Origin of the sequence: Rhizobium sp. CIAT894 (assembly GCF_000172795.2) — a bacterium.
Lineage (GTDB): Bacteria > Pseudomonadota > Alphaproteobacteria > Rhizobiales > Rhizobiaceae > Rhizobium.
On the sequence record NZ_CP020947.1, the window covers coordinates 3188862 to 3211733 of the forward strand.

Genomic DNA, 22872 nt, shown 5'->3' on the forward strand with positions numbered 1-22872 from the left:
TCGGAAGACTTTCAATACCGCAGCCCGCGACGGACATCGTCCTCGCGGGCTTTTCGTTTATGGAAAGAAAATTCAGATCACTGAGGCGATGGAGAGGCAGAGGGCAAATTTCTTCAGGAGCCGGCGATCGAAGTGCCCTTCGACACCCATCATCCATTTCAATGCATCGCTGGCACTCCATGGCGCCTTGTAAGGCCGTACCGAGGTGACGGCGTCATAGACATCACAGATCGTCGCAATACGCACATACAAGCTGATCGCGCTGCCGGACAGCCCACGCGGATAGCCCTTGCCGTCGGTGCGTTCGTGGTGATTGAGGCAGACGTCGAGAACGATCTCAGACAGGCCCTCCTGCCGCAGCAGGATTGCGTGTCCTTGCTCCGGATGCCTTCGCATCAAGCCGATCTCATCCTCTTCCAGGCGCCCTTCCTTGGTCAGGATCTCCAGCGGAATTTCGAGCTTGCCGACATCGTGCAGCAACCCGGCGGTGCCGAGTATCTGAACCGTTGCCTCATCGAGTGCGAGATGACGGCTGAAAAGGATCATCAGCGCACTCACCGAAATCGAATGGAGGAACGTCACTTCGTCTTTTGATTTCAGACGCGTCACGCTCAGGAAAACGGAAGGGTTCTCATCCATCGACTTGGAGACGGAGGAAATCACCGGCGCCACTTGCTCGAAGGTGACTCCCTCACCATTTTTCACGCGGCCGAAAACCTCCTCCAGCATCTGTACGGATTTCTGGACGGTTTCGCGCGCCGCCTTGCTATCGACCTCGGTGTCACGACCCGGCAGCCCATTGGTATCGAGGCCCTTGCTGGTGTTGATGACGACGACGGCAGTGCCGCACTTCCGAATTTTTGCGGCGTCGAGCTCACGACGAATGGAAAATCTGCGCTTCGACAAAAGCGGATCCTGCCACAGGCCCTCGATAGCCTCTACAAACATTCCGATACGCACCTGATTGGCGTCGATACGCTTGAGCATTCAGATCTCTAGTCCCGATACGTCTCAATAATTCGTGGAGCTTTCGTTTGCAGTGCAGCACTATTTGCGTGTCGCATGCTTCTACTACAATCCACCGAATTAACGGTTAATGCCAGATATGAAGGAGCCGCATGAATTCGGGTTTCCTTCTCGACCAGAGTTTGCACCTGGCAGCTCGGCCTCAAAAAAACGCAAAACCACGACAAAAAGAACCATTTCGATTGAATTTCCGGCGGGATCGACCCAATTTCTCCTCCGTTTTGTTATGATCTTGCGAAATCCCGTCAAAATTCTTAGAAATCCTGTCATGAGCCTCCGCCGAGTCAAACATGGCCGGCAGGTTCGCTGATCGCGCCCTTGTCGATCGTCCTTGGCACAGCCCGAAGGGCTGTTGAATGATCGGAAAATCCGGCGCGGCACCTCATCGCGGGTCGAAGGACCCCATCCAAGGAGACAGACTATGACCCTCAAGACATTGACGGCGACCCTGGTCGCGTCGCTCGCCTTTGCGCCGCTCGCCCATGCCGATATCACCATCGGCCTGATCGCGCCGCTGACCGGCCCCGTCGCCGCCTATGGCGACCAGGTGAAGAACGGCGCCCAGGCCGCCGTCGACGAGATCAACAAGAAGGGCGGGATTCTCGGCGAGAAGGTCGTCCTCGAATTGGCCGACGATGCCGGCGAGCCGAAGCAGGGCGTTTCCGCCGCCAACAAGGTCGTCGGCGACGGCATCCGCTTCGTCGTCGGCCCGGTCACATCAGGCGTTGCCATCCCGGTTTCGGACGTTCTGGCTGAAAACGGCGTATTGATGGTCACCCCGACCGCCACGGCCCCCGATCTCACCAAGCGCGGCCTCACCAACGTGCTGCGCACCTGCGGCCGCGACGACCAGCAGGCCGAAGTCGCCGCCAAATACGTGCTGAAAAATTTCAAGGACAAACGCGTCGCCATCGTCAACGACAAGGGCGCCTATGGCAAGGGCCTCGCCGACGCCTTCAAGGCGACGCTGAACGCGGGCGGCATCACCGAAGTCGTCAATGACGCGATCACCCCCGGCGACAAGGATTTCAGCGCGCTCACCACCCGCATCAAGTCCGAGAAGGTCGACGTCGTCTATTTCGGCGGATACCACCCGGAAGGCGGCCTGCTCGCCCGGCAGCTGCATGACCTCGCCGCCAACGCAACGATCATCGGCGGCGACGGCCTTTCCAATACCGAATTCTGGGCGATCGGCACGGATGCGGCGGCCGGCACGCTGTTCACCAACGCATCAGACGCCACCAAGAACCCGGATTCCAAGGCTGCCTCCGATGCGCTCGCCGCCAAGAACATCCCGGCCGAAGCCTTCACGCTCAACGCCTATGCTGCTGTCGAAGTGCTGAAAGCCGGCATCGAGAAGGCCGGCAGCGCCGAGGACGCGGAAGCCGTCGCGGCTGCGCTGAAAGACGGCAAGGAAATCCCGACCGCTATCGGCAAGGTCACCTACGGCGAAACCGGCGACCTGACTTCGCAGAGCTTCTCGCTCTACAAGTGGGAAGGCGGCAAGATCGTCGCTGCGGAATAAGTCAAAGTATAGAGACTGCGACCGGGCGCCATATGGCGCCCGGTTTCGTTTGTGGCATCGCATGTTGCCGCAGATCGGTTATAAGTTCCGGAATCGGTTGCAATGTGAGCGGTGCCATGACCAACAGACTCGAACGTCTCATCGACCAGGGTGTGGGCCGCGTGCCTGCCGATATCGTGCTGAAGGGCGGCAGCTTCTTCGATCTCGTCACCGGCGAAGTCGTCCGCTCCGACATCGCCATCGGCGCCGACCGCATCGTCGGCACCTCGGGTGATTACGAGGGCGAGACTGAGATCGACATATCGGGCAAAATAGTCGTTCCCGGCTTCATCGACACGCATCTGCACATCGAATCCTCGCTGGTGACGCCGCATGAATTCGATCGCTGCGTCCTGCCCTATGGCGTCACCACCGCGATCTGCGATCCGCATGAAATCGCCAATGTGCTCGGAGCCGCCGGCATCGAATTCTTTCTCGAATCCGCCCTGGAAACGATCATGGACATCCGCGTCCAGCTCTCCTCCTGCGTACCGGCGACGCATCTCGAAACCTCAGGCGCCGACTTGCCGATCGAGCGTCTGCTGCCCTACCGCCATCATCCGAAGGTCATCGGCCTTGCCGAATTCATGAATTTCCCCGGCGTAATCCACAAGGATCCCGTCTGCATGGCCAAGCTCGACGCCTTCGAGGGCGGCCATATCGACGGGCACGCGCCGCTTCTCTCCGGCAAGGATCTCAACGGTTATCTCTCGGCCGGCATCCGCACCGAGCACGAATGCACGACCGCAGCCGAAGCACTGGAAAAGATCCGCAAGGGCATGCATATCCTGGTGCGCGAGGGTTCGGTGTCCAAGGACCTCGCCGCGCTGATCCCGATCATCACCGAGCGGCTTTCCCCCTACCTCGCTCTCTGCACCGACGACCGCAATCCGCTCGATATCGCCGAACAGGGCCATCTCGATCATATGATCCGCACGGCGATCGCCAACGGCGTCGAGCCGCTGGCGATCTATCGCGCCGCCTCGATCTCGGCCGCCCGTGCTTTAGGACTCCGGGACCGCGGCCTGGTGGCGCCGGGCTGGCGCGCCGATCTCGTGGTTCTCGACAGTCTGGAAGACTGCCGCGCCGATATGGTCTTCTCCGCTGGCCGCCGTGTCACCGACGCGCTCTTTTCCACGCGCAGGCCGGTTGCCCCGATCGGCCTCGACAGCGTCAAGGCCCGGCCCGTCAACGCCGCTCATTTCGGCGTGCCGGCCAGGGAGGGCGAAACATCGGTCATCGGCGTCATGCCCGGCAAGATCATCACCGAGCATCGCCGCTATCGCCTTCCCGTCAAGGGCAACGAGACTTCGGTCGACCTTGCCAACGACATCATCAAGGTTGCCGTCATCGAGCGCCACGGCAAGAACGGCAACCACGCCAACGGCTTCGTCCAAGGCTTCGGCCTGAAGAAGGGCGCGATCGCCTCTACCGTCGGCCATGACAGCCACAATATCTGCGTCGTCGGCGTCGACGAGGACGACATGGCGCGCGCCGCAAACCGCCTCGGCGAGATCAAGGGCGGCTTTGTCGTCGTCGAGGACGGCAAGGTCACCGGCGAAATCGCCCTGCCCATTGCCGGCCTGATGAGCCTCGAGCCCTACGAGACGGTCCGCGATACGCTGCACCATCTGCGCAAGGCCGCTTTCGCACTCGGCGCCACGCTGGAAGAACCCTTCCTCCAGTTGGCCTTCCTGCCGCTGCCGGTTATCCCGCACCTGAAGATATCCGACCGCGGCATGGTTGATGTGGACAAGTTCGCGCTGATCGGGTGATGGAATCCTTGGCAAATTCCGCGCCAGCGCCTATTTTGCGATATCGCTGGAGCAAATCATGACCAAGCTGGAACAGATTGAAAGATCGGTGACCGAACTCGACAAGCAGGAGTTCGAAGCCTTTTCCACGTGGTTTGAAGCCCTTCAGGCCGAACGCTGGAATCGACAGATGGAAGCGGACGCCGCGAGCGGCAAGCTCGATCGTTTCGCGGAGAAGGCCTTGGCGGATTTTCGTGCCGGAAAGACAAGACCGCTTTGAAACACCATGCAACTCCCTCCTTCTGGGAGGCCTATGACGGCTTGCCTGAGCAGATGCGGAAGCTGGCCGACGAAAATTTCGATCTGCTCAAACAAGATCCCAGACATCCATCCCTGCACTTCAAGCGCGTCGGCCGCTTTTGGTCGGCGCGCGTTGGCACGTCCTGGAGAGCTTTAGCCATCAGGGATGGCGACGACGTCATCTGGTTTTGGATCGGCTCCCATGCGGATTACGACAAGTTGCTGAAATAATCCTCAAATCCGCGCACAGAACCCATCCAGCGCGGCAAGCTTCACCAGCCCCGAAGCTGACGCCGCTTCAAAGCCCGGCATCTCCAGCGACTCGCCCAGCACCATGCCCTCCGGCAGGCGGAATTCCGCCGGCTTGCGAGTCAGGTTGAAAACGAAGAGCAGCTTTTCTCCGCCCTTCTCGCGAGTGAAGGCGAGCAGGTCCTGGTTGGTGCCGATGAAAGTCATCTCGCCGTCGACCAGCGCAGGGTGGTTTTTTCGGAAGGCGAGCGTCCTGCGATAGTGCTGCAGCACGGAGCTGTCGCTCGCCTCCTGCGTATCGACGGAAAGGGCTGCCTGCTCATAAGGCACCGGCAGCCAGCTCTTTTCGGCAGAGGTAAAGCCCGCATGCGCCTTCCCGGCTTCCCACGGCATCGGCGTGCGGCATCCGTCACGGCCCTTGAAGGCCGGCCAGAAGCGGATGCCGTAGGGGTCGCGCAGATCCTCGAAGGCAAGTTCCGCCTCCGGCAGGCCGAGCTCTTCGCCCTGATAGAGGCAGATCGAGCCGCGCAGCGCCGCAAGCACCGAGATCGCGAGCTTGGCGATGACGGGCCGCTCCTCCTCGGTCAGCGCGAAACGGCTGACATGGCGCATGACGTCGTGATTGGAGAAAGCCCAGCAGACCCAGCCGTCCGTGACGGCTTTCTGAAAAGCCTCGACGCAGCCGCGAATATGCGGGGCGGTGAATTCCGGCCCCAGCAGATCGAAGGTGTAGCACATGTGCAGTTTGTCATCGCCGCCCGTATAGGCCGCCACCGTCTTCAGCGAGCGCGCGCCGTCTCCGACTTCGCCGACGGTCGTGCGGTCCTCATATTGATCGAGCAGTGCCCGGAAGCGCTTGAGGAAGCCGATATTCTCCGGCTGGGTCTTGTCGTAGAGATGGTTCTGCATGCCGTAGGGGTTGGTATCGGGCGCATCGAGGCCGCCGTCATCCGTATCGGGCTCGTGCGGCGGATTGCTTCTGAGTTGCTTGTCGCAGAAATAATAATTGACCGTATCCAGCCGGAAGCCGTCGACGCCGCGGTCGAGCCAGAACTTTACCGTCTCCAGCACCGCATCCTGCACCTGGCTGCTGTGGAAATTGAGGTCCGGCTGCGAGGTGAGGAAATTGTGCTGGTAATATTGCCGGCGCACGCCGTCCCACTCCCAGCCCGGGCCGCCGAAGATCGACAGCCAGTTGTTCGGCGCAGTCCCATCCGGTTTCGGATCGGCCCAGACATACCAGTCCGCCTTGGGGTTGGTGCGGCTCGCCCGGCTCTCGACAAACCAGGGATGCCGGTCCGATGTATGCGAGATGACCTGGTCGATGACGACCTTGATGCCGAGCCTGTGCGCCTCGGCCATCATCTCGTCGAAATCGGCAAGCGTGCCGAAGATAGGGTCGACGTCGCAATAATCGGAAACGTCATAACCCATGTCCGCCATCGGCGATTTGAAGAAGGGCGAGAGCCAGATCGCATCGACGCCGAGGCTGGCGATATGCGGCAGCCGGCGGGTGATGCCCTTGAGGTCGCCGAGACCGTCGCTGTTCGTGTCCTGAAACGAGCGCGGATAGACCTGATAGATCACCGCGCCGCGCCACCAGTCCGCATTCCCGCCCGTCTGCAATGCCATCGGTTACGTCTCCCGCTTGTTTGTGCTCGCCACACTAAAGCGGACGAAACAAAAGACAACCACATCAAGCCGTTATGAAAGTGCCGCCGATGTCGCAACAGGTCGTCGCGATCCGACAAGGGGGAGACGTATATAGGCTTGTCCACAACCCGTTTCCAGCCGCCGGATTTGGGGTTGCAACGCGATTCCTTTGCGATAAGGTGCGCACTGACCTGCACGTAAGAGGTCAAATGCCGGGAACAGATGTCTAATAAAGGCGCAAAGCCTAGAAAGGTGGACCCACGATGAACCAGTTCACGAAAAAATTTCTCGCCTCCGCAATGCTTGGCACATTGCTGGCGTTTTCAGCCCATGCGGCCACGCTCAACATTCACAATGGTGGCGACCCGCAGTCGCTCGATCCGCAGAAACTTTCGGGCGACTGGGAAAACCGCATCGCCGGCGACATCTTCGAAGGCCTCGTCACCGAAGACGCCAAGGACAATCCGATCCCCGGCCAGGCCGAAAGCTGGACGATTTCACCGGACGGCAAAGTCTACACCTTCAAGCTTCGCGACGGCATCAAGTGGTCCGATGGCCAGCCGGTAACGGCAGGAGACTTCGTCTTCGCCTTCCAGCGCCTCGTCGACCCGAAAAACGCCGCCGACTATGCCTATCTGCAGTTCACCATCAAGAACGCCGAAAAGATCAACAAGGGTGAAATCACCGATCTCAATCAGCTCGGCGTCAAGGCGATCGACGACAAGACGCTGGAGATCACCCTCGAAAACCCGACCCCTTATTTTCTCAATGCCCTGATGCATTACACCGCCTATCCGCTGCCCAAACATGTCGTCGAGGCGAAGGGGCAGGATTGGGTCAAGATCGGCAATATCGTCACCAATGGCCCCTATAAGCCGGTCGAATGGGTTCCGGGCTCCCATGTCACGACGGTCAAGAACGATCAGTGGTACGGCGCCAAGGACCTGAAGATCGACGGCGCCAAATTCTTCGTGCTCGAAGACCAGGAAGCCGCGCTGAAACGCTACCGCGCCGGTGAATTCGACATCCTGACCGACTTCCCGACAGACCAGTACGAGTGGATGAAAAAGAACCTGCCTGGCCAGGCGCATGTCGCTCCCTTCTCCGGCCTCTACTACTACGTCATCAATTCGACCAAGCCGCCCTTCGCCGACAAGCGCGTGCGCCAGGCTCTCTCCATGGCGATCAACCGCGAAGTCATCGGCCCGCAGATTCTCGGCACCGGCGAACTGCCGGCCTATTCCTGGGTTCCGCCGGGCACGGCAAACTACGGCGAGCCGGCCTACGTTTCCTGGAAAGATCTTCCCTATAAGGACAAGGTCGAAGAAGCCAAAAAGCTGCTGAAGGAAGCCGGTTTCGGCCCGGATCATCCACTGACTGCCGAACTCAAGTACAACACCAACGACAACCATAAACGCATCGCCGTAGCGATCGCCTCCATGTGGAAGCCGCTCGGCGTCAATGTCGAACTCGTCAATGCCGAGACCAAAGTGCACTATGATCAGTTGCAGCGCGGCGAAGTACAGATCGGCCGCGCCGGCTGGCTCGCCGATTACAATGATCCGGATAATTTCCTGAACCTGCTGGTGACAGGCGTCCAGATGAACTACGGCCGCTGGTCTAATCCCGAGTACGACAAGCTGATCAAGGACGGCAACGCCGAGACGGACCTCACCAAGCGCGCTGCAATGTTCAAGAAGGCCGAGCAGTTGGCGTTGGATGATTCTGCCGCCCTGCCGATCTACTACTATGTTTCGAAGAACGTCGTTTCGCCGAAGATCGAAGGCTTCGTCGACAACATTCAGGACATCCACCGCACCCGCTGGCTGTCGATGAAAGAGTAAGGGAAAACGGTCCTTTCCGCGCCCTGCGGAAAGGACCGGCCCACGATCATGATCAAATACGCCCTCCGTCGCCTGCTATCGACGATCCCCGTTCTGTGGATCGCCGTCACAGCCTGTTTTTTCGTTTTGCGCCTTGCCCCCGGCGGCCCGTTCGATGGCGAAAGGCCATTGCCGCCGGTGATCCTGAAAAACCTCGCGGTCCACTACAACCTCGATAAGCCGCTGATCCAGCAGTACCTGATTTATGTCGGCGATCTGCTACGGGGCGATCTCGGCCCCTCCTTCGCCAGTGAGGATTTCACCGTCGCCCAGCAGATCATGATCGGTCTGCCCTATACTTTCACCATCGGCACCGCAGCCTTCCTGATTGCCATCATCGTCGGCGTGGCCGTCGGCTGTCTTGGGGCGCTCTACCAGAACAAGACGCCGGACTACATTCTGGGCAGCCTCATCCTGGTCGGCGTCGTGCTGCCGAATTTCCTGATCGCACCGATCCTGCAGCTGATCTTCGGCATCCACCTCGGCTGGTTTCCGGTGGGCGGCTGGGGTGACGGCTCGATCAAATACCTGATCCTGCCGATCGTCGTTCTGGCCCTGCCGCATGCCGGTCGCATCTCGCGTATCACTCGCGGCTCGATGATCGAGGTGATGAACCAGAACTTCATTCGTACCGCCAAGGCCAAGGGCATCGGCCCGCGGCTGACGGTGATGCGCCACGCGCTGAAACCTGCGCTGATGCCTGTCGTCTCCTATCTCGGACCGGCGGCAAGCTACCTTCTCACCGGCTCGCTGGTCGTCGAGAGCATCTTCGGATTGCCCGGCATCGGCCGCTACTTCGTCAATGCGGCGTTGAACCGTGATTACGGCATGGTTCTCGGTACGGTCATCTTCTACATGGTGCTGATCGTGTTCCTGAACCTTCTCGTCGATATCGCCTATGCGTGGCTCGATCCGAAAGTGAGAAACCGATGATCCTCAACCCCGCAAAACGCGAACTGCTCGCCCAGGAGCTTCTGGAGGCGGAGGGCCTCGCCCCCGAAGGCCGTTCGCTGACCAGGGATGCGCTGCGCCGCCTGGCGCGCAACAAGGCCGCCGTGCTCTCGATCGCCGTCCTGGGGCTCCTGATCCTCGCCGCCTTCCTCGGCCCGTGGTTCATTCCCTTCAACTACGAGGACCCGGATTGGGCGGCCTTCCGCATCTCGCCCTCGATCGAAACCGGCCATTACTTCGGCACGGACCCGAACGGCCGCGACCTTCTCGCCCGGGTACTCTACGGCACCCGCGTCTCGCTTGCCGTGGCGCTGACGGCAACCGTCGTCTCCGTCGTCATCGGCGTGCTCTACGGCGCGATATCGGGCTATATCGGCGGCAGGCTGGATGCGATCATGATGCGCTTCGTCGACATCATGTATGCGCTTCCCTATATCCTCTTCGTCATCCTGCTGATGGTGATCTTCGGCCGCAACGTCTACCTGCTCTTTGCCGCGATCGGCGCGCTGGAATGGCTGACCATGGCCCGCATCGTGCGCGGCCAGACGCTGTCGATCAAACATCGCGAATTCATCGAGGCGGCCCGCGCATCCGGGCAACGGCCGTTCAAGATCATCGTCAAGCACATCATCCCGAACCTCGTCGGCCCCGTCGTCATCTTCGCAGCGCTGACCGTGCCCGAAATCATCGCCACCGAAAGCTTCCTCTCCTATCTCGGCTTCGGCGTGCAGGAACCGCTGACCTCGCTCGGCACGCTGATCGCCGAAGGGACCGACGCCATGGAAAGCATGCCCTGGCTGCTGATCTTCCCGGCAAGCTTCCTGGTGGCGCTGCTGCTCAGCCTGCTCTTCATCGGCGACGGCCTGCGCGACGCGTTCGACCCGAAGGATCGATAGAATGCTCCAAGAAAAAGACATCCTTCTCGAACTCAAGGACTACTCGATCACCTTCGCGACGCCGGATGGCGAAGTGAAGGCGGTCTCGAACATGAACCTCACCGTCCGGCGCGGCGAGCGCATCGCCATTGTCGGCGAATCCGGCTCCGGCAAGAGCCAGACCTTCCTCGGCATTATGGGCCTGCTTGCCAAGAACGGCCGGACGACAGGACAGGCGCTGCTCGAGGACAAAGACGTGCTGTCGCTGAAACCGCGCGAGCTGGACCAGATCCGCGGCAAGGATATGGCGATGGTCTTCCAGGATCCGATGACCGCGCTGAACCCGTCGCTGAAGATTTCCCGGCAACTGACGGAACAGCTTGAAGTTCACCGCGGCCTGACGGCGCGCGCCGCCTCCGACGCCGCCCTCGACATGCTGAAGCGTGTCGGTATCCCCGATCCCACGCGGCGCTTCCACCTCTATCCGCATGAACTCTCCGGCGGCATGCGCCAGCGCATCGTCATCGCCATGGCGCTGCTCACCAAGCCGAAGCTCCTGATCGCCGACGAGCCGACGACCGCCCTCGACGTCACCATCCAGGCGCAGATCCTCGATCTCTTCAACGACCTGACGGCAGAAATGAACACGGCGCTCATCATGATCACCCACGATCTCGGTGTGGTCGCCGGCCTCGCCGACCGCGTTGCCGTCATGTATGCCGGCCGCATCGTCGAGGAGGCGCCCGTCGACGAACTTTTCGACAATCCTGCCCACCCTTATACCGCGGCGCTGCATGCCTCGATCCCGCGGCCGGACCAGGATGTCGACGACCTCGTCGTCATCCCCGGGCGCCCGCCGAACCTGCAGCACCTGCCGAAGGGCTGCAATTTCTCGCCGCGCTGTTCGCAGGTCCAGGACGATTGCATCGACCGTCCACCGCCGCTCGAAACCCTGGCGCCGCGCCACTGCGCCGCCTGTTATCACCCCTTTCCGCGTCGTGAGGAGTTGCTGAACCATGGCTGACCGATCGCTTCTGAGGGTCGAGAACCTGACGACCCAGTTCGAACTGCCGGCGAAGGGCTTGTTCAAGCCGCCGGTCTTCCTCACCGCCGTCAACAATGTCAGCTTCGATCTCGCCGAAGGTCGCACGCTCGGCGTCGTCGGCGAATCCGGCTGCGGCAAATCCACCCTCGGCCGCTCCATCCTGCGGCTCCTGAAATCGCAGAAGGGCCGTATCCTCTGGCAGGGCCGCAACCTGCTCGACCTCACGGAGGAGGAAATGCGCGCGGCGCGCCGCGATATGCAGATCATCTTCCAGGATCCGATCGCCTCGCTCGACCCGCGCATGACTGTCGGCGACATCATCGCCGAGCCGCTCACCGTCTTCGAGCCCAAACTTTCGAAGGCCGCGCGCACCGAGCGTGTACGCGAGATCATGAGCGCCGTCGGCCTGGTTCCGGAGATGATCAACCGCTACCCGCACGAATTCTCCGGCGGCCAGGCGCAGCGTATCGGCATTGCCCGCGCAGTCGTCACCAGGCCGAAGCTGATCATCTGCGACGAGCCGGTTTCGGCCCTCGATGTCTCGATCCAGGGCCAGGTGATCACGCTCCTGCGCAAGCTGCGCAAGGAATTCGGCCTGACGCTGATCTTCATCAGCCACGACCTTTCCGTCGTGCGCCTGATCTCGGACGATGTACTGGTGCTCTATCTCGGCCGTGTGGTGGAATCGGGCGACTGCGCCACCGTCTTCGATCATCCCGCTCATCCCTATACCCAGGCGCTCTTTTCCGCAGCGCCGATCCCGGATCCGAAGCTCGCACGCCTGCGCACCCGCATCCGCCTGCAGGGCGATCCACCCTCGCCGCTCAACCCGCCGAAAGGCTGCGTCTTCTCTCCCCGCTGCTGGAAGGCGACCGATATCTGTCGCACCGAAATGCCGCCGACCGAGGAAGTCCGCCCCGGCCAGAAGGCTGCCTGCTATCATATGGACAGGCCCTGACCAGAACCCGGAAGCGGACCTATTTTGGGGTATAAAACCCCTGATAAGAAAGATTTATCCGAGGGCATGTTAACCCTTATCGGCCTGATCATGGGCCTGGGGAACGCATATATGAAATCGAAACTATCCGGATTGATCGCGGTTGCGGCCGCGATTATCGCTGCCTCCGCCGTGCCGTCGCACGCCGAAGATCTGAAGTTCCAGCTCACCAACGGAACCAATTCCGTGCTGACCCGCTTCTACAGCTCGCCGGCGGGCGTCGACAGCTGGGAACAAGACGTCTTCGGCGAGAATGTTCTCAATCCGGGCGAAAGCGCGAACATCACCATCGCCGATGGCCGCACCGTCTGCAAATACGACATGCGCTTCGAATTCGACGAAGATTCGGATCTCGACACCACCGAAGACACGCAGGATCTTTGCCAGCTCGGCAGCTACACCATCCACGAATAGACATTCTTCTCCAGAGCGCGCCTTCGCTTTATCTGCGAAGGCGGGCTTTTCATTTCGCGTTACATCGGCGCTTGTCACCCCGCCCGGCTCCGCGTATCAGCGGATGAAGCGTCAATTCAAAGCGATAGAGCGTCCTGTTGATCAGCGGCGCTCCGATGCCGGGAGGATCAGGTGAGCAGACGGTTTCTATCGATCGGTGAATGCATGGTGGAACTCTCGCAGGCGGGCGACGGCCTGCTGCGCAAGGGTTTTGCCGGCGATACCTTCAACACCGCCTGGTATGCCCGTGCCTGCCTTGGCCCCGACTGGTCGGTCGATTATTTCACTGCGCTTGGCGACGACGCCATGTCGGATGAGATGGTGGCCTTTATCGACAAGGCAGGCATCGGCACGAGCCTCATCCGTCGCATCAGGGGCAAGACGCCCGGCCTCTATATGATCAGCCTGAAGGACGGCGAGCGCTCGTTCAGCTACTGGCGCGACAATTCGGCCGCCCGCAGCCTCGCCGCCGATCCCGACCACCTGCGCGAGGCGGTCGAGAGCGCCGACGTCGTCTATTTCTCCGGCATCACCCTTGCCATTCTTCCGCAGGAAGACGCCGCGACGCTGCTGGCCGAAGTCCGCCGTGCCAAGGCCGCCGGCAAGCTCGTGGTGTTCGACCCGAACATCCGTCCCCGCCTCTGGGCGAGCTACGACGTGATGCACGCGACGATCAGCGAAGGCGCCCGCTCCTCCGTACTCGTCATGCCGAGCTTCGACGACGAGGCCGCCCATTTCGGTGACGCCTCCATCGAGGCGACGATCCAGCGCTACCGTGCACTCGGCGCCGTCGACATCGTTGTCAAGAACGGCGCAGACGGCGTCCGATTGAATTTCTCCGGCGATGAGACCTTCGTTCCGGCCGAAAAGGTGGAGAAGGTGGTTGATACGACAAGTGCCGGCGATAGTTTCAACGGCGCCTTCCTCGCACACTACCTTGAAACCGGACAAGCAACCTCCGCCGCCGGCTTTGCCGCAGCCGTTGCAGCCCGCGTCGTCAGTGAACACGGCGCGTTGGTAGCAAAGGAAAAGCTTGGATTGAGGGCCGGCTGAGCCCGCGCATGACGACAGTCCGACTGCGCGCAAAACTCTCTCGCCGGTCGACATTTCGCCGCGGTTGAGGGGACTGAAAAATCAGGACTTCGTCGGCCGATCCGGCCCGCGAACCGCCTCGTCATGATACCAGCAGCTATCGAGCGCCGCATCGCACACCTCCGCGGCCTCGCGTTCCATCAGCCGGGCGCGTTCGAACCGGTTCGCGGCCCGCGTCGGCTTGACGGGAAACTGGTAGATCGTTGCGGATTCACGATGGAAACCCGTGGGCATGAGATCGCCTCCATTCAGCTCTCGCATCAACATTCAGCACCGAAACCATAGCACAATGCACATAGTTTATGCAAATTGCACAAATTATGTGCGTCGATATAGATATGATTGATCGATATGCTGTCTACTCGAGAAGCGTCCGCCTATTTGTTCAACACTTCATCAGTTTAAGCTAACGCCCAAATTTTCATCCCGTTCCAAAGCGGAAAATCTCCTTTCTTCTTGATGAATCAGCCCTCGGCCGTGCCGAAGGCCGTTTTCAAAGACAGAAAAACACAGGCGCCAACCGGCTGATTCGGGATTTTTCCTTAACCGGGCATCAAACTGGCACGCTACATGCATTAATAGGTGCATCCCCTGGCGGTCGGATGCGTGCATGCGCCGAGATCGTCTCCGGATTTGCTCACCTTCGTAGCATTGAGAGAGTCACGATGACAAAATTTAAGCTCGAGTATATTTGGCTCGATGGTTACACTCCGGTCCCGAACCTGCGCGGCAAGACGCAGATCAAGGAATTCGACGCATTCCCGACGCTGGAACAGCTTCCGCTCTGGGGCTTTGACGGCTCGTCGACGCAGCAGGCCGAAGGCCGGAGCTCCGATTGCGTGCTGAAGCCCGTCGCCATCTATCCCGATCCGGCCCGTACCAACGGCGCACTCGTCATGTGCGAAGTCATGATGCCCGATGGCGTCACGCCGCACGCATCGAATGCTCGCGCCACCATCCTCGACGACGAAGATGCATGGTTTGGCTTCGAGCAGGAATATTTCTTCTACCAGAACGGCCGTCCGCTCGGCTTCCCCGAGCAGGGCTATCCGGCTCCGCAGGGCCCCTACTACACCGGCGTCGGCTATTCGAACGTTGGCGACGTCGCCCGCGAAATCGTCGAAGAGCATCTCGATCTCTGCCTTGCTGCCGGCATCAACCACGAAGGCATCAATGCCGAAGTGGCCAAGGGCCAGTGGGAATTTCAGATTTTCGGCAAGGGCTCCAAGAAGGCCGCCGACCAGATCTGGATGGCGCGTTATCTGCTGCAGCGCCTGACCGAAAAATACGGCATCGACATCGAGTATCACTGCAAGCCGCTCGGCGACACCGACTGGAACGGTTCGGGCATGCATTGCAACTTCTCGACCAAGTACATGCGCGAAGTCGGCGGCAAGGCCTATTTCGAGGCGCTGATGGCCCAGTTCGAAAAGAACCTGATGGACCACATCAACGTCTACGGCCCTGACAACGACAAGCGCCTGACCGGCAAGCACGAAACGGCTCCGTGGAACAAGTTCTCCTACGGCGTTGCCGACCGTGGCGCCTCGATCCGCGTACCGCATTCCTTCGTCAAGAACGACTACAAGGGCTATCTGGAAGATCGCCGCCCGAACTCGCAGGGCTGCCCCTACCAGATCGCTTCCCAGGTTCTGAAGACGATCTCGGAAGTTCCGCTCGCCGGTTCCGCTTCCGCTGCCGCCTAACCTCCCAAGCGGCGCCGGTCCCCGACCGGCGCCGCTATTCTTTCTGCCTGAAAACTGGGATCGGCCGCTGACATATTCGCGGCGATCGAGCCGCTGAATGCCCAGCAAACGCTGGCATGCGGCTGTAATATTTCCATCATGGTCATGCCTCAAAATAGGCAAGCGGGAATCGCCGTTCCGGAACCCCGCTTTGGGGTTGAGCGTTGACAGATCACTGCAACGCGGATGGAAATCGCGAGATGCTGCAACGTCCGGCAAACACTTATAGCGGCGAGAGCTGGGCCAATGCCACAGCCGCCGGAAATCTGCCGGAAAGGCTGGTCATCGTCACCGACGCCTGGCATCCGCAGGTCAATGGCGTGGTGCGTTCGATCGAGAACACCAATCGCGAGTTGGCAAAGATGGGCGTCGAGGTGTCGATGGTAACGCCGGAGCGCTTCAACAGCATCCCCTGCCCGACTTATCCCGAGATCCGCCTGTCGATCGCCGGTTATCGCCGCATTGCCCGCGAGATCGAAAAGCACAATCCCTCCTACGTGCATATCGCCACCGAAGGGCCGCTCGGGCTGACCGCCCGCCGCTGGTGCCTGAAGAACCGTATGCCGTTTTCGACGAGCTACCATACCCGCTTCCCGGAATATGTCGCGGCCCGCCTGCCGATCCCGAAGAGCTGGCTCTATTCCTTCGTCCGCTGGTTCCACAATGGTGGTGCCGGATGCATGGTGGCGACACCGAGCCTTGCGCGCGAACTGTCGGAAAAGGGCATCCGCAATCTCATGCCCTGGAGCCGCGGCATCGACGCCACGCAGTTCCGCCCGATGGCGCTCGAAGAAAAACCCTTCGGCTTGCCGCGCCCGATCTTCATGACCGTCGGCCGCGTGGCGCTCGAGAAGAACCTGCCGGCCTTCCTCGATCTCGATCTGCCCGGCTCGAAGGTCGTTGTCGGCGACGGCCCGGCGCGTGCCGAACTCGAAAAGCAATATCCCCAAGTCTTCTTCGCCGGTGTGAAGTTCGGCGAGGAACTGGCGCAGGCCTATGCCCAGGCCGACGTCTTCGTCTTTCCCTCGCTCACCGACACTTTCGGCAACACCATCCTCGAAGCACTGGCATCGGGCGTACCGGTCGCCGCCTATCCGGTGACCGGCCCACTCGACATCATCGGCGAAGACAGCGAGGTCGGCGCGCTCGACATGGACCTGCGCGCCGCCTGCCTCGCCGCCCTCTCCGCTTCACGCGAGAAGGCGCATGCGCTCGCCATGCAATACTCCTGGGAAGCGGCGACGCTGCAATTCATCAACAACATCCGCGCCGCAAACGGCGTGATCACGCCGAAATGGAAGAAAGCCTGGCAATTTGCCAAGTCGCTTCCAAGAAGCAGAAAGCCCGGCGAAACCGCCGGGCCTCTCCCATCCGGAGATTGATCGACCCTATTTGTGCAGGGCGTTGCGCAGCGTATCGTTGGCGACGGCAATTGCACTGCGCGCGGCAGGCGTTTCGGCAATCGCATTCAGCAGCACGAAGTCGTGGATCGTACCGTTGTAGCGGATCGACGTGACCTTGACGCCGGCCTGGCTGAGTTTGCGGCCATAGGCTTCGCCCTCGTCGCGCAGCACGTCGTTTTCATCGGTGATGATGAGAGCCGCCGGCAGGCCGTTGAGCTGCTCAAGCGAGGCCTGCAGCGGCGAAGCCGTCGGCTCCTTGCGCTTGGCCTCATCGGGCAGGTAGGCGTTCCAGAACCACTTCATCGCCTCCTTGGTCAGCCAAGGGCCGTTGGCGAACTCATTATAGGAACCGTTGTCGAAATTGGCGTCGGTGACGGGGTAGAACAGCACCTGCTGGTCGATGGCAGGACCGCCGCGCTCCTTGGCAAGCAGCGTCACCACGGCCGCCATATTGCCGCCGACGCTGTCGCCGGCGACCGCCAGCCTGCTGGCATCGACATTGAATTCCTTGGCATGCTCGGCGACATATTTGGTCGCGGCATAGGCCTGCTCGATAGCCACGGGATAGCGGGCTTCAGGCGAGCGTTCGTAGTCGACGAAGACGACGGCGGCATCGGCGCCATTGGCGATCTCGCGCACCAGCCGGTCATGCGTGTCGGCATCGCCGAGCACCCAGCCGCCGCCGTGGAAATAGAGAATGACCGGCAGCGTGCCCTTGGCGTGTTCGGGGCGGACGATGCGCAGCTTGATGTTATCCGTCGGGCCTGCCTTGATGACCTTATTCTCTTCCTGCGCGGCAAGCTTCTTGACGCCGCCCTTCTGCGCGCCGGCCAGAACATTGCGGGCATCGGCCGGCGACAACGTGTAGATCGGCTTGCCGCCGGCAAGCCCGTCGATGAACTTCTGCGTTGTCGGTTCCAGTACCGGATCGGCAAGCGCGCCGATGGCGGAAGCTGCGAGCAGTGCTGCCGCGGAAACTGCGGTCTTGATGGTCGACATTGTCTTATCCTCTCATTTCGGTGTCCGTTGCGGCCACGGCAATTTATATCGTGCACGATTATTTATCGAACAATTAAAATTGTCACATATCTGCCATGCATAAAAATCGCTTCCAATTATTTATCGCGCGATATAAACTCGATCAATTTTGGAGGTGACCATGCAGGATCAGCTGAAGCTCGACGATTTCATCTGCTTCGCCGTCTACACGGCAAGCCACGCTTTGAACCGCGTCTACAAGCCGCTTCTCGACACGCTTGGCCTTACCTACCCGCAATATCTCGCCATGGTCGCGCTGTGGGGTGAGGACGGCCAGACGGTGGGCGGCCTCGGCGAAAAGCTCTTCCTGGAATCGAGCACGCTGACTCCGCTGCTCAAACGCCTGGAAAGCGCAGGCTATATCAGGCGCGAGCGCAGCCGAGAGGACGAACGCGTCGTCGTCATCCGCTTAAGCGAGGCGGGTATTCGCCTGAAGGAAAAGGCGATCGGCATTCCCGGCTGCATCGTGGAAGCGAGCGGCCGCGATGCGGTGGATCTCACCCGGCTCCAGGCCGAGATCGTGACGCTTCGCGAAGCGTTGAATGAAAGCGTGGCTTAGTTCAAGACGATCGAGATAGGTCGTGCCTGAGGCGCCCCCCTCTGCCCTGCCGGGCATCTCCCCCACAGGTGGGGAGATCGGATGGGCGGACCCGCTCACTCCAACATCAATTGTTTGGGGAGATACTATCCGCGAGTCGATCTCCTCCTTGTGGGGGAGATGCCCGGCAGGGCAGAGGGGGGTAACCCTAAGCACGACGCGAACGGATATTCCGCAAACGCCAACTGGCGCCCCCAAGAACCCTAGGTCCGCCTCTTCTTGCCTTCGAACGGATTATCGGCCGAGCGGAAATGAATGCGGATCGGCACGCTCGGCATGTCGAAATCGGCGCGCAACCCGTTGATCAGGTAACGCGTATAGGATTCCGGCAGCGCGTCCGAGCGGGTGCAGGAGATCATGAAGGCCGGCGGACGGGCCTTGACCTGCGTCATATATTTCAGCTTGATGCGGCGACCGGACACGGCCGGTGGCGGATGCTGGATCTGTTGCGTCTCCAGCCAGCGGTTGAGCCGCGCGGTCGAGATGCGCTTGTTCCAGACCCTGTCCGTGTCGATGATCGACTGCATCAGCTTGTCGAGACCCCAACCGGTCTGGCCGGAGATCGGCACGGCGCGGATGCCGCGTGCCTGCGGCAGCAGCCGGTCGGTCTTTTCGCGCAGATCCGCAAGCACCGCCTGCCGGTCTTCGATCATGTCCCACTTGTTGAACGCCAGAACCGCCGCGCGGCCCTCGCGCAGCACCAGGTCGACGATCTGCAGGTCCTGCTTCTCGAAGGGGATCGTCGCATCGAAGACGATGACGACGGTTTCGGCGAAGCGGATGGCGCGCAGCGCGTCGGCGACGGAAAGCTTCTCCAGCTTCTCGGTCACCCGCGCCTTGCGGCGCATGCCTGCGGTGTCGAACATTTTGATGGTGCGGCCGCGCCAATCCCATTCGACCGAGATGGAATCGCGTGTGATACCGGCCTCCGGCCCGGTCAGCAGCCGGTCCTCGCCGAGGAAGCGGTTGATCAGCGTCGACTTGCCTGCATTCGGCCGGCCGACGATCGCCACCCGGAGCGGTTTTGTGTCGTCATAGGCGGGCTCTTCGTCCTCGTCCTCACCCTCATCAGCCGCGTGGGGGATATCGACGTCGGTGACCGCAACATCCTCCTTGGCATAGGCCCGGTCCTTGCCGATCGCCTCGACGATCGCATCGCGCAGATCAAGCATGCCTTGCCCGTGTTCGGCCGAGATCGGCGTCGGCTCGCCGAGGCCGAGCGTATAGGCGTCGTAAAAACCGCTGTCCGAGCCGCGCGCTTCGGACTTGTTGGCGACGAGCACCACCGGCTTGCCGCGCCGGCGCAGCATTTCTGCAAGCGCGGTATCGACAGGCGTCAGCCCGTTCTTGGCGTCGACGACGAAGAGCGAAAGATCGGCCTCGTCAATCGCCGCTTCGGTCTGCGCGCGCATACGGCCCTGCAGGCTTTCCTCGTCGGCCTCTTCGAGGCCGGCCGTGTCGATGATCGTGAAGGTCAGACCCATCAGCCGCGCATCGCCCGGCCGGCGGTCACGCGTCACGCCAGGCGTGTCGTCGACAAGCGCCAGCTTCTTTCCCACAAGCCGGTTGAAAAGCGTTGACTTGCCGACATTCGGACGACCGACGATCGCGACCGTGAAACTCATTCTTTTTCCTTAAAACTCAGCCCTGCGCGGCGGGTGCCTTGCCGGATGCGGTAATGAGATCAAGCATCATATGGGCGCGATTGCCGACATTGCGCGGGCTGTCGGTATCGTCGACGATCGACTGGAACCATTGACGCGCCTGCGTCATGTTGCCGGCCTTGTAGGCGGCAAGGCCGAGCGCCTCGCGCGCCGAGTGGCGGAAGGCGTTGCCCGGCACGGCCATTTCCTCGATCGCCGCCGAAACCTGCTCGTAAGAGCCGTTCTCGATCAGCAGCCAGCCGGCGCGCATTTTGGCGGCATCGCGCACGGCAGCGGGAACGCCATTGTCCTTGCCGATCTCGTTGAAGGCGGCGATCGCCGCAGCCGCATCACCCTTCTGCGCCTGGACGGTCGCGGCCCGCATGCGCGCCAGCACCGGATAGGCGCCATGGCCTTCCTTCTCCAGCTTGTCGAGCGCGGCCAGCGCCTCGTCGTTCTTGTTCTCGTCGGCAAGCTTCATCGCCGCCAGGAACTGATCGCCGGCGCTGGAGGAGCGGTTATCGTCCCAATATTCATAGAGAACCTTGCCGGCGGTGCCGACGACGATCAGGATGGCGACGACGATGATATAACGGCCGAAGCGGCGCCAGACGCCCTTCATCTGGTCGGACCGCAATTCCTCATTGACTTCACGAATGAAGCTGTCGTCGTTGAATGCCATTCTCGTCTCCGGCCGCGGAAATACTCACACTATGCATAATGCATATTGTCGGGCCTTCTACCCCATTTTGCCGCCGTTGTAAGGGGGATGTGAAAGATTCGTTACATCCAATGCATGTCGCCGGGAAGTGTGCAGCGGTTCCCGGATAACGACATGCATAAAAACAAAGAGCTAAAGCGCGTCGCATGAATCAAGTTAACCGCGACGCGCTTTAGAGCGGCGAAACCCCGATCAACCATTCGTGCAGCTTCCAGATGATCAGCACCCAGGCGACGATGCCGATGACGACGGCATAGAGATCGTATTTCGCTGAGACAAAAGGCCGGAGCGTGATCTCCCCCGCCCGCTGCCGCCGTTTGAGCGAAATGCGCAGGATCACGCCCCAGGCGAGGAAGGCCGCAAACAGCAGCACCGACGACGTCTCGCCATTGGCGAGCAGATGCGCCAGCGCCCAGATCTTCACCGACAGCACCATCGGATGTTTCGTCTTGGTCGCGATGTGCCCCGCCGGCAGCAGCGAGGCGACGAGACAGATCATCGCGATCAGCATCAGCGTGATCGTGATATGCGCCATCCAGACCGGCGGATTGTAGAGCATGCCGGTGACCTGCCGGGCTTGCCCGAAACCGTAGATCAACAGGATCAGCGTGAGGATGCTCGCCACCGAATAACCGGCCCGCCAGCCATTCTCGCCGAGGCTTGCAATCATCGAGCGGCGGAAGCCGGGAGCCACCACCCGCACCAGATGCACTCCGAGAAAAAGTACGATGCCGACGATAAGCAATGTCATTGCGGATCCCTTCCGTGCCGTTTGTCATGGCTTAGCGTTTGGCGGGAAAAAATGCCAGCAAGACCGCAGCTTCGCCGCAATTCTATTGGAGGGAAACCGCGAACAAATTGTCGCGGTGTCCATGTCTCGTCCTCTCCTCGCCACTTGTCTGGCTGCCTTGTTCCTTCTTCCTGTGATGGCAGAGGCGGCCGACCGGCCGAAACAGCTCGTCATCATTTCCTTCGATGGCGCCCACGACAATGCGCTCTGGCTGAAGAGCCGCGAGATGGCTGCCAGGAATGGCGCCCACTTCACCTATTTCCTCTCCTGCACTTTCCTGATGAACGAGGCGGCGAAGAGGGCCTATCAGGCGCCGCATCAGAAGCGCGGAAAATCCAATGTCGGCTTCGCCCACAGCGACGACGAAATCCGCGAACGCCTCGGCAATATCTGGCACGCCCATCTCGAAGGCCACGACATATCGAGCCATGCCTGCGGCCATTTCGACGGCCGCCAGTGGAGCGAGGCCGACTGGTCGGCCGAATATGCAACCTTTCACGCCACCCTGAAATACGCCTGGAAGAGCGTCGGCCTGGACGAGCCGACAGGCTGGCAGGATCTGGTCGATCACGGCATCAAGGGCTTTCGCGCTCCCTACCTCTCTGCAACGGCCGGCGCCGATATGATCTCCGCAGAAAAGATGGCGGGCTTCAGCTACGATGCAAGCCTCGTCACCAAAGGCCCGGCCATGCCCGTCGAGGAAGACGGCATCATCCGCTTCGGCCTGCCGCTGATCCCCGAAGGCCCCGGCGAAAAACCGATCATCGGCATGGACTACAATCTCTTCGTGCGACATTCCAAAGGCGAGGAAGACACGGCGGACAGCGCCGCCTTCGAGCAGCGCGCCTATTCGGCCTTCAAAGAGGCTTTCGACAAGCAATATGCCGGCAGCCGCATTCCCCTCCAGCTAGGCTTCCACTTCGTCGAGATGAACGGCGGCGCCTACTGGCGCGCCCTCGACCGCCTGGTCGGCGACGTCTGCCACCGAGAGGACGTCGCCTGCGTCAGCTATTCCGAAGCGATCCCGATGATCGAGGCGCGCGGCAAGCTGGAGCGGGCGTCGGGGCTCTGACGAAAACCTTTTGAAAACGA

Annotated in this window: 22 protein-coding genes; 15 read left to right on the forward strand and 7 right to left on the reverse strand. The window is 61.0% G+C overall.

Annotated features, from left to right (window positions below):
• Positions 1–72: 72 nt before the first annotated feature.
• Complete coding sequence (locus RHEC894_RS15835) at positions 73–987, reverse strand: HD-GYP domain-containing protein (RefSeq protein ID WP_085737981.1); 915 nt, start codon at positions 985–987, stop codon at positions 73–75.
• A gap of 460 nt (positions 988–1447) precedes the next feature.
• On the opposite strand from RHEC894_RS15835, the gene RHEC894_RS15840 reads away from it, so the two are divergent.
• From RHEC894_RS15840 to RHEC894_RS15855, 4 genes are all read left to right on the forward strand, one after another.
• Positions 1448–2551, forward strand: coding sequence for a branched-chain amino acid ABC transporter substrate-binding protein (locus RHEC894_RS15840; protein WP_010068297.1), 1104 nt, complete (start codon positions 1448–1450; stop codon positions 2549–2551).
• Positions 2552–2667: 116 nt separating this feature from the next.
• A complete protein-coding gene (gene ade / locus RHEC894_RS15845; protein ID WP_085737982.1) occupies positions 2668–4365 on the forward strand; it encodes an adenine deaminase in 1698 nt (565 codons plus the stop codon).
• Between the two features lie 58 nt (positions 4366–4423).
• Positions 4424–4624, forward strand: a complete 201-nt coding sequence (locus tag RHEC894_RS15850) for a hypothetical protein (RefSeq protein ID WP_010067552.1) — start codon at positions 4424–4426, stop codon at positions 4622–4624.
• Complete coding sequence (locus RHEC894_RS15855) at positions 4621–4875, forward strand: hypothetical protein (RefSeq protein WP_010067551.1); 255 nt, start codon at positions 4621–4623, stop codon at positions 4873–4875. The genes RHEC894_RS15850 and RHEC894_RS15855 overlap by 4 nt, the downstream gene beginning before the upstream one ends.
• 3 nt (positions 4876–4878) lie before the next feature.
• Here RHEC894_RS15855 and RHEC894_RS15860 read toward each other — a convergent pair whose 3' ends face one another.
• The gene (locus RHEC894_RS15860; protein WP_085737983.1) at positions 4879–6525 is read right to left on the reverse strand and encodes an alpha-glucosidase family protein; all 1647 of its coding nucleotides are present in this window, start codon (positions 6523–6525) and stop codon (positions 4879–4881) included.
• 284 nt (positions 6526–6809) lie between these two features.
• Here RHEC894_RS15860 and RHEC894_RS15865 point away from each other — a divergent pair, with 284 nt between their 5' ends.
• The 7 genes from RHEC894_RS15865 (at position 6810) to RHEC894_RS15895 (ending at position 13803) form a co-directional block, all read left to right on the forward strand.
• Entirely contained in the window at positions 6810–8390 is a 1581-nt protein-coding gene (locus RHEC894_RS15865; protein ID WP_085737984.1) for a peptide ABC transporter substrate-binding protein, read from the forward strand.
• Positions 8391–8438: 48 nt separating this feature from the next.
• Positions 8439–9362, forward strand: a complete 924-nt coding sequence (locus tag RHEC894_RS15870) for an ABC transporter permease subunit (protein ID WP_085737985.1) — start codon at positions 8439–8441, stop codon at positions 9360–9362.
• A complete protein-coding gene (locus tag RHEC894_RS15875; RefSeq protein ID WP_085737986.1) occupies positions 9359–10276 on the forward strand; it encodes an ABC transporter permease subunit in 918 nt (305 codons plus the stop codon). The genes RHEC894_RS15870 and RHEC894_RS15875 overlap by 4 nt, the downstream gene beginning before the upstream one ends.
• A 1-nt stretch (position 10277) precedes the next feature.
• Positions 10278–11279: an ABC transporter ATP-binding protein gene (locus RHEC894_RS15880; protein ID WP_085737987.1), complete on the forward strand. Its 1002-nt coding sequence runs from the start codon at positions 10278–10280 to the stop codon at positions 11277–11279.
• Positions 11272–12258 carry an oligopeptide/dipeptide ABC transporter ATP-binding protein gene (locus tag RHEC894_RS15885; RefSeq protein WP_085737988.1) on the forward strand — a complete coding sequence of 329 codons (987 nt, stop codon included), beginning with the start codon at positions 11272–11274 and terminating at the stop codon, positions 12256–12258. Before RHEC894_RS15880 ends, RHEC894_RS15885 begins: the two co-directional genes overlap by 8 nt.
• A 111-nt stretch (positions 12259–12369) precedes the next feature.
• The gene (locus RHEC894_RS15890) at positions 12370–12711 is read left to right on the forward strand and encodes a hypothetical protein (RefSeq protein WP_085739012.1); all 342 of its coding nucleotides are present in this window, start codon (positions 12370–12372) and stop codon (positions 12709–12711) included.
• Positions 12712–12882: 171 nt separating this feature from the next.
• A complete protein-coding gene (locus RHEC894_RS15895) occupies positions 12883–13803 on the forward strand; it encodes a sugar kinase (RefSeq protein WP_085737989.1) in 921 nt (306 codons plus the stop codon).
• Between the two features lie 81 nt (positions 13804–13884).
• On the opposite strand, the gene gstI is transcribed toward RHEC894_RS15895, so the two are convergent.
• Positions 13885–14076 (reverse strand): glutamine synthetase translation inhibitor GstI, encoded by a 192-nt coding sequence (gene gstI / locus RHEC894_RS15900; RefSeq protein ID WP_010068489.1) that lies wholly within the window; start codon positions 14074–14076, stop codon positions 13885–13887.
• 431 nt (positions 14077–14507) lie between these two features.
• Here gstI and RHEC894_RS15905 point away from each other — a divergent pair, with 431 nt between their 5' ends.
• On the forward strand, positions 14508–15548 hold the full coding sequence (locus tag RHEC894_RS15905) for a glutamine synthetase beta-grasp domain-containing protein (protein WP_085737990.1): 1041 nt from the start codon (positions 14508–14510) through the stop codon (positions 15546–15548).
• A gap of 239 nt (positions 15549–15787) precedes the next feature.
• On the forward strand, positions 15788–16969 hold the full coding sequence (locus tag RHEC894_RS15910) for a glycosyltransferase family 1 protein (protein ID WP_085737991.1): 1182 nt from the start codon (positions 15788–15790) through the stop codon (positions 16967–16969).
• 6 nt (positions 16970–16975) lie between these two features.
• Here the strand turns inward: RHEC894_RS15910 and RHEC894_RS15915 are convergent, their stop codons facing one another.
• The gene (locus RHEC894_RS15915; RefSeq protein WP_085737992.1) at positions 16976–17989 is read right to left on the reverse strand and encodes an alpha/beta hydrolase; all 1014 of its coding nucleotides are present in this window, start codon (positions 17987–17989) and stop codon (positions 16976–16978) included.
• Between the two features lie 160 nt (positions 17990–18149).
• Between RHEC894_RS15915 and RHEC894_RS15920 the strand changes: the two genes are divergently transcribed.
• Positions 18150–18587, forward strand: coding sequence for a MarR family transcriptional regulator (locus tag RHEC894_RS15920; protein WP_085737993.1), 438 nt, complete (start codon positions 18150–18152; stop codon positions 18585–18587).
• Between the two features lie 242 nt (positions 18588–18829).
• Here the strand turns inward: RHEC894_RS15920 and der are convergent, their stop codons facing one another.
• The 3 genes from der to RHEC894_RS15935 all read right to left on the reverse strand — a co-directional run bounded on the left by der (position 18830) and on the right by RHEC894_RS15935 (position 21741).
• Positions 18830–20251, reverse strand: coding sequence for a ribosome biogenesis GTPase Der (gene der / locus RHEC894_RS15925; protein WP_085737994.1), 1422 nt, complete (start codon positions 20249–20251; stop codon positions 18830–18832).
• 16 nt (positions 20252–20267) lie between these two features.
• Positions 20268–20951, reverse strand: a complete 684-nt coding sequence (locus tag RHEC894_RS15930) for a tetratricopeptide repeat protein (RefSeq protein WP_085737995.1) — start codon at positions 20949–20951, stop codon at positions 20268–20270.
• Between the two features lie 211 nt (positions 20952–21162).
• A complete protein-coding gene (locus RHEC894_RS15935) occupies positions 21163–21741 on the reverse strand; it encodes an NnrU family protein (RefSeq protein WP_085737996.1) in 579 nt (192 codons plus the stop codon).
• Between the two features lie 121 nt (positions 21742–21862).
• Here RHEC894_RS15935 and RHEC894_RS15940 point away from each other — a divergent pair, with 121 nt between their 5' ends.
• Positions 21863–22852 (forward strand): polysaccharide deacetylase, encoded by a 990-nt coding sequence (locus RHEC894_RS15940; protein ID WP_085737997.1) that lies wholly within the window; start codon positions 21863–21865, stop codon positions 22850–22852.
• The last annotated feature ends 20 nt before the right edge of the window (positions 22853–22872 follow it).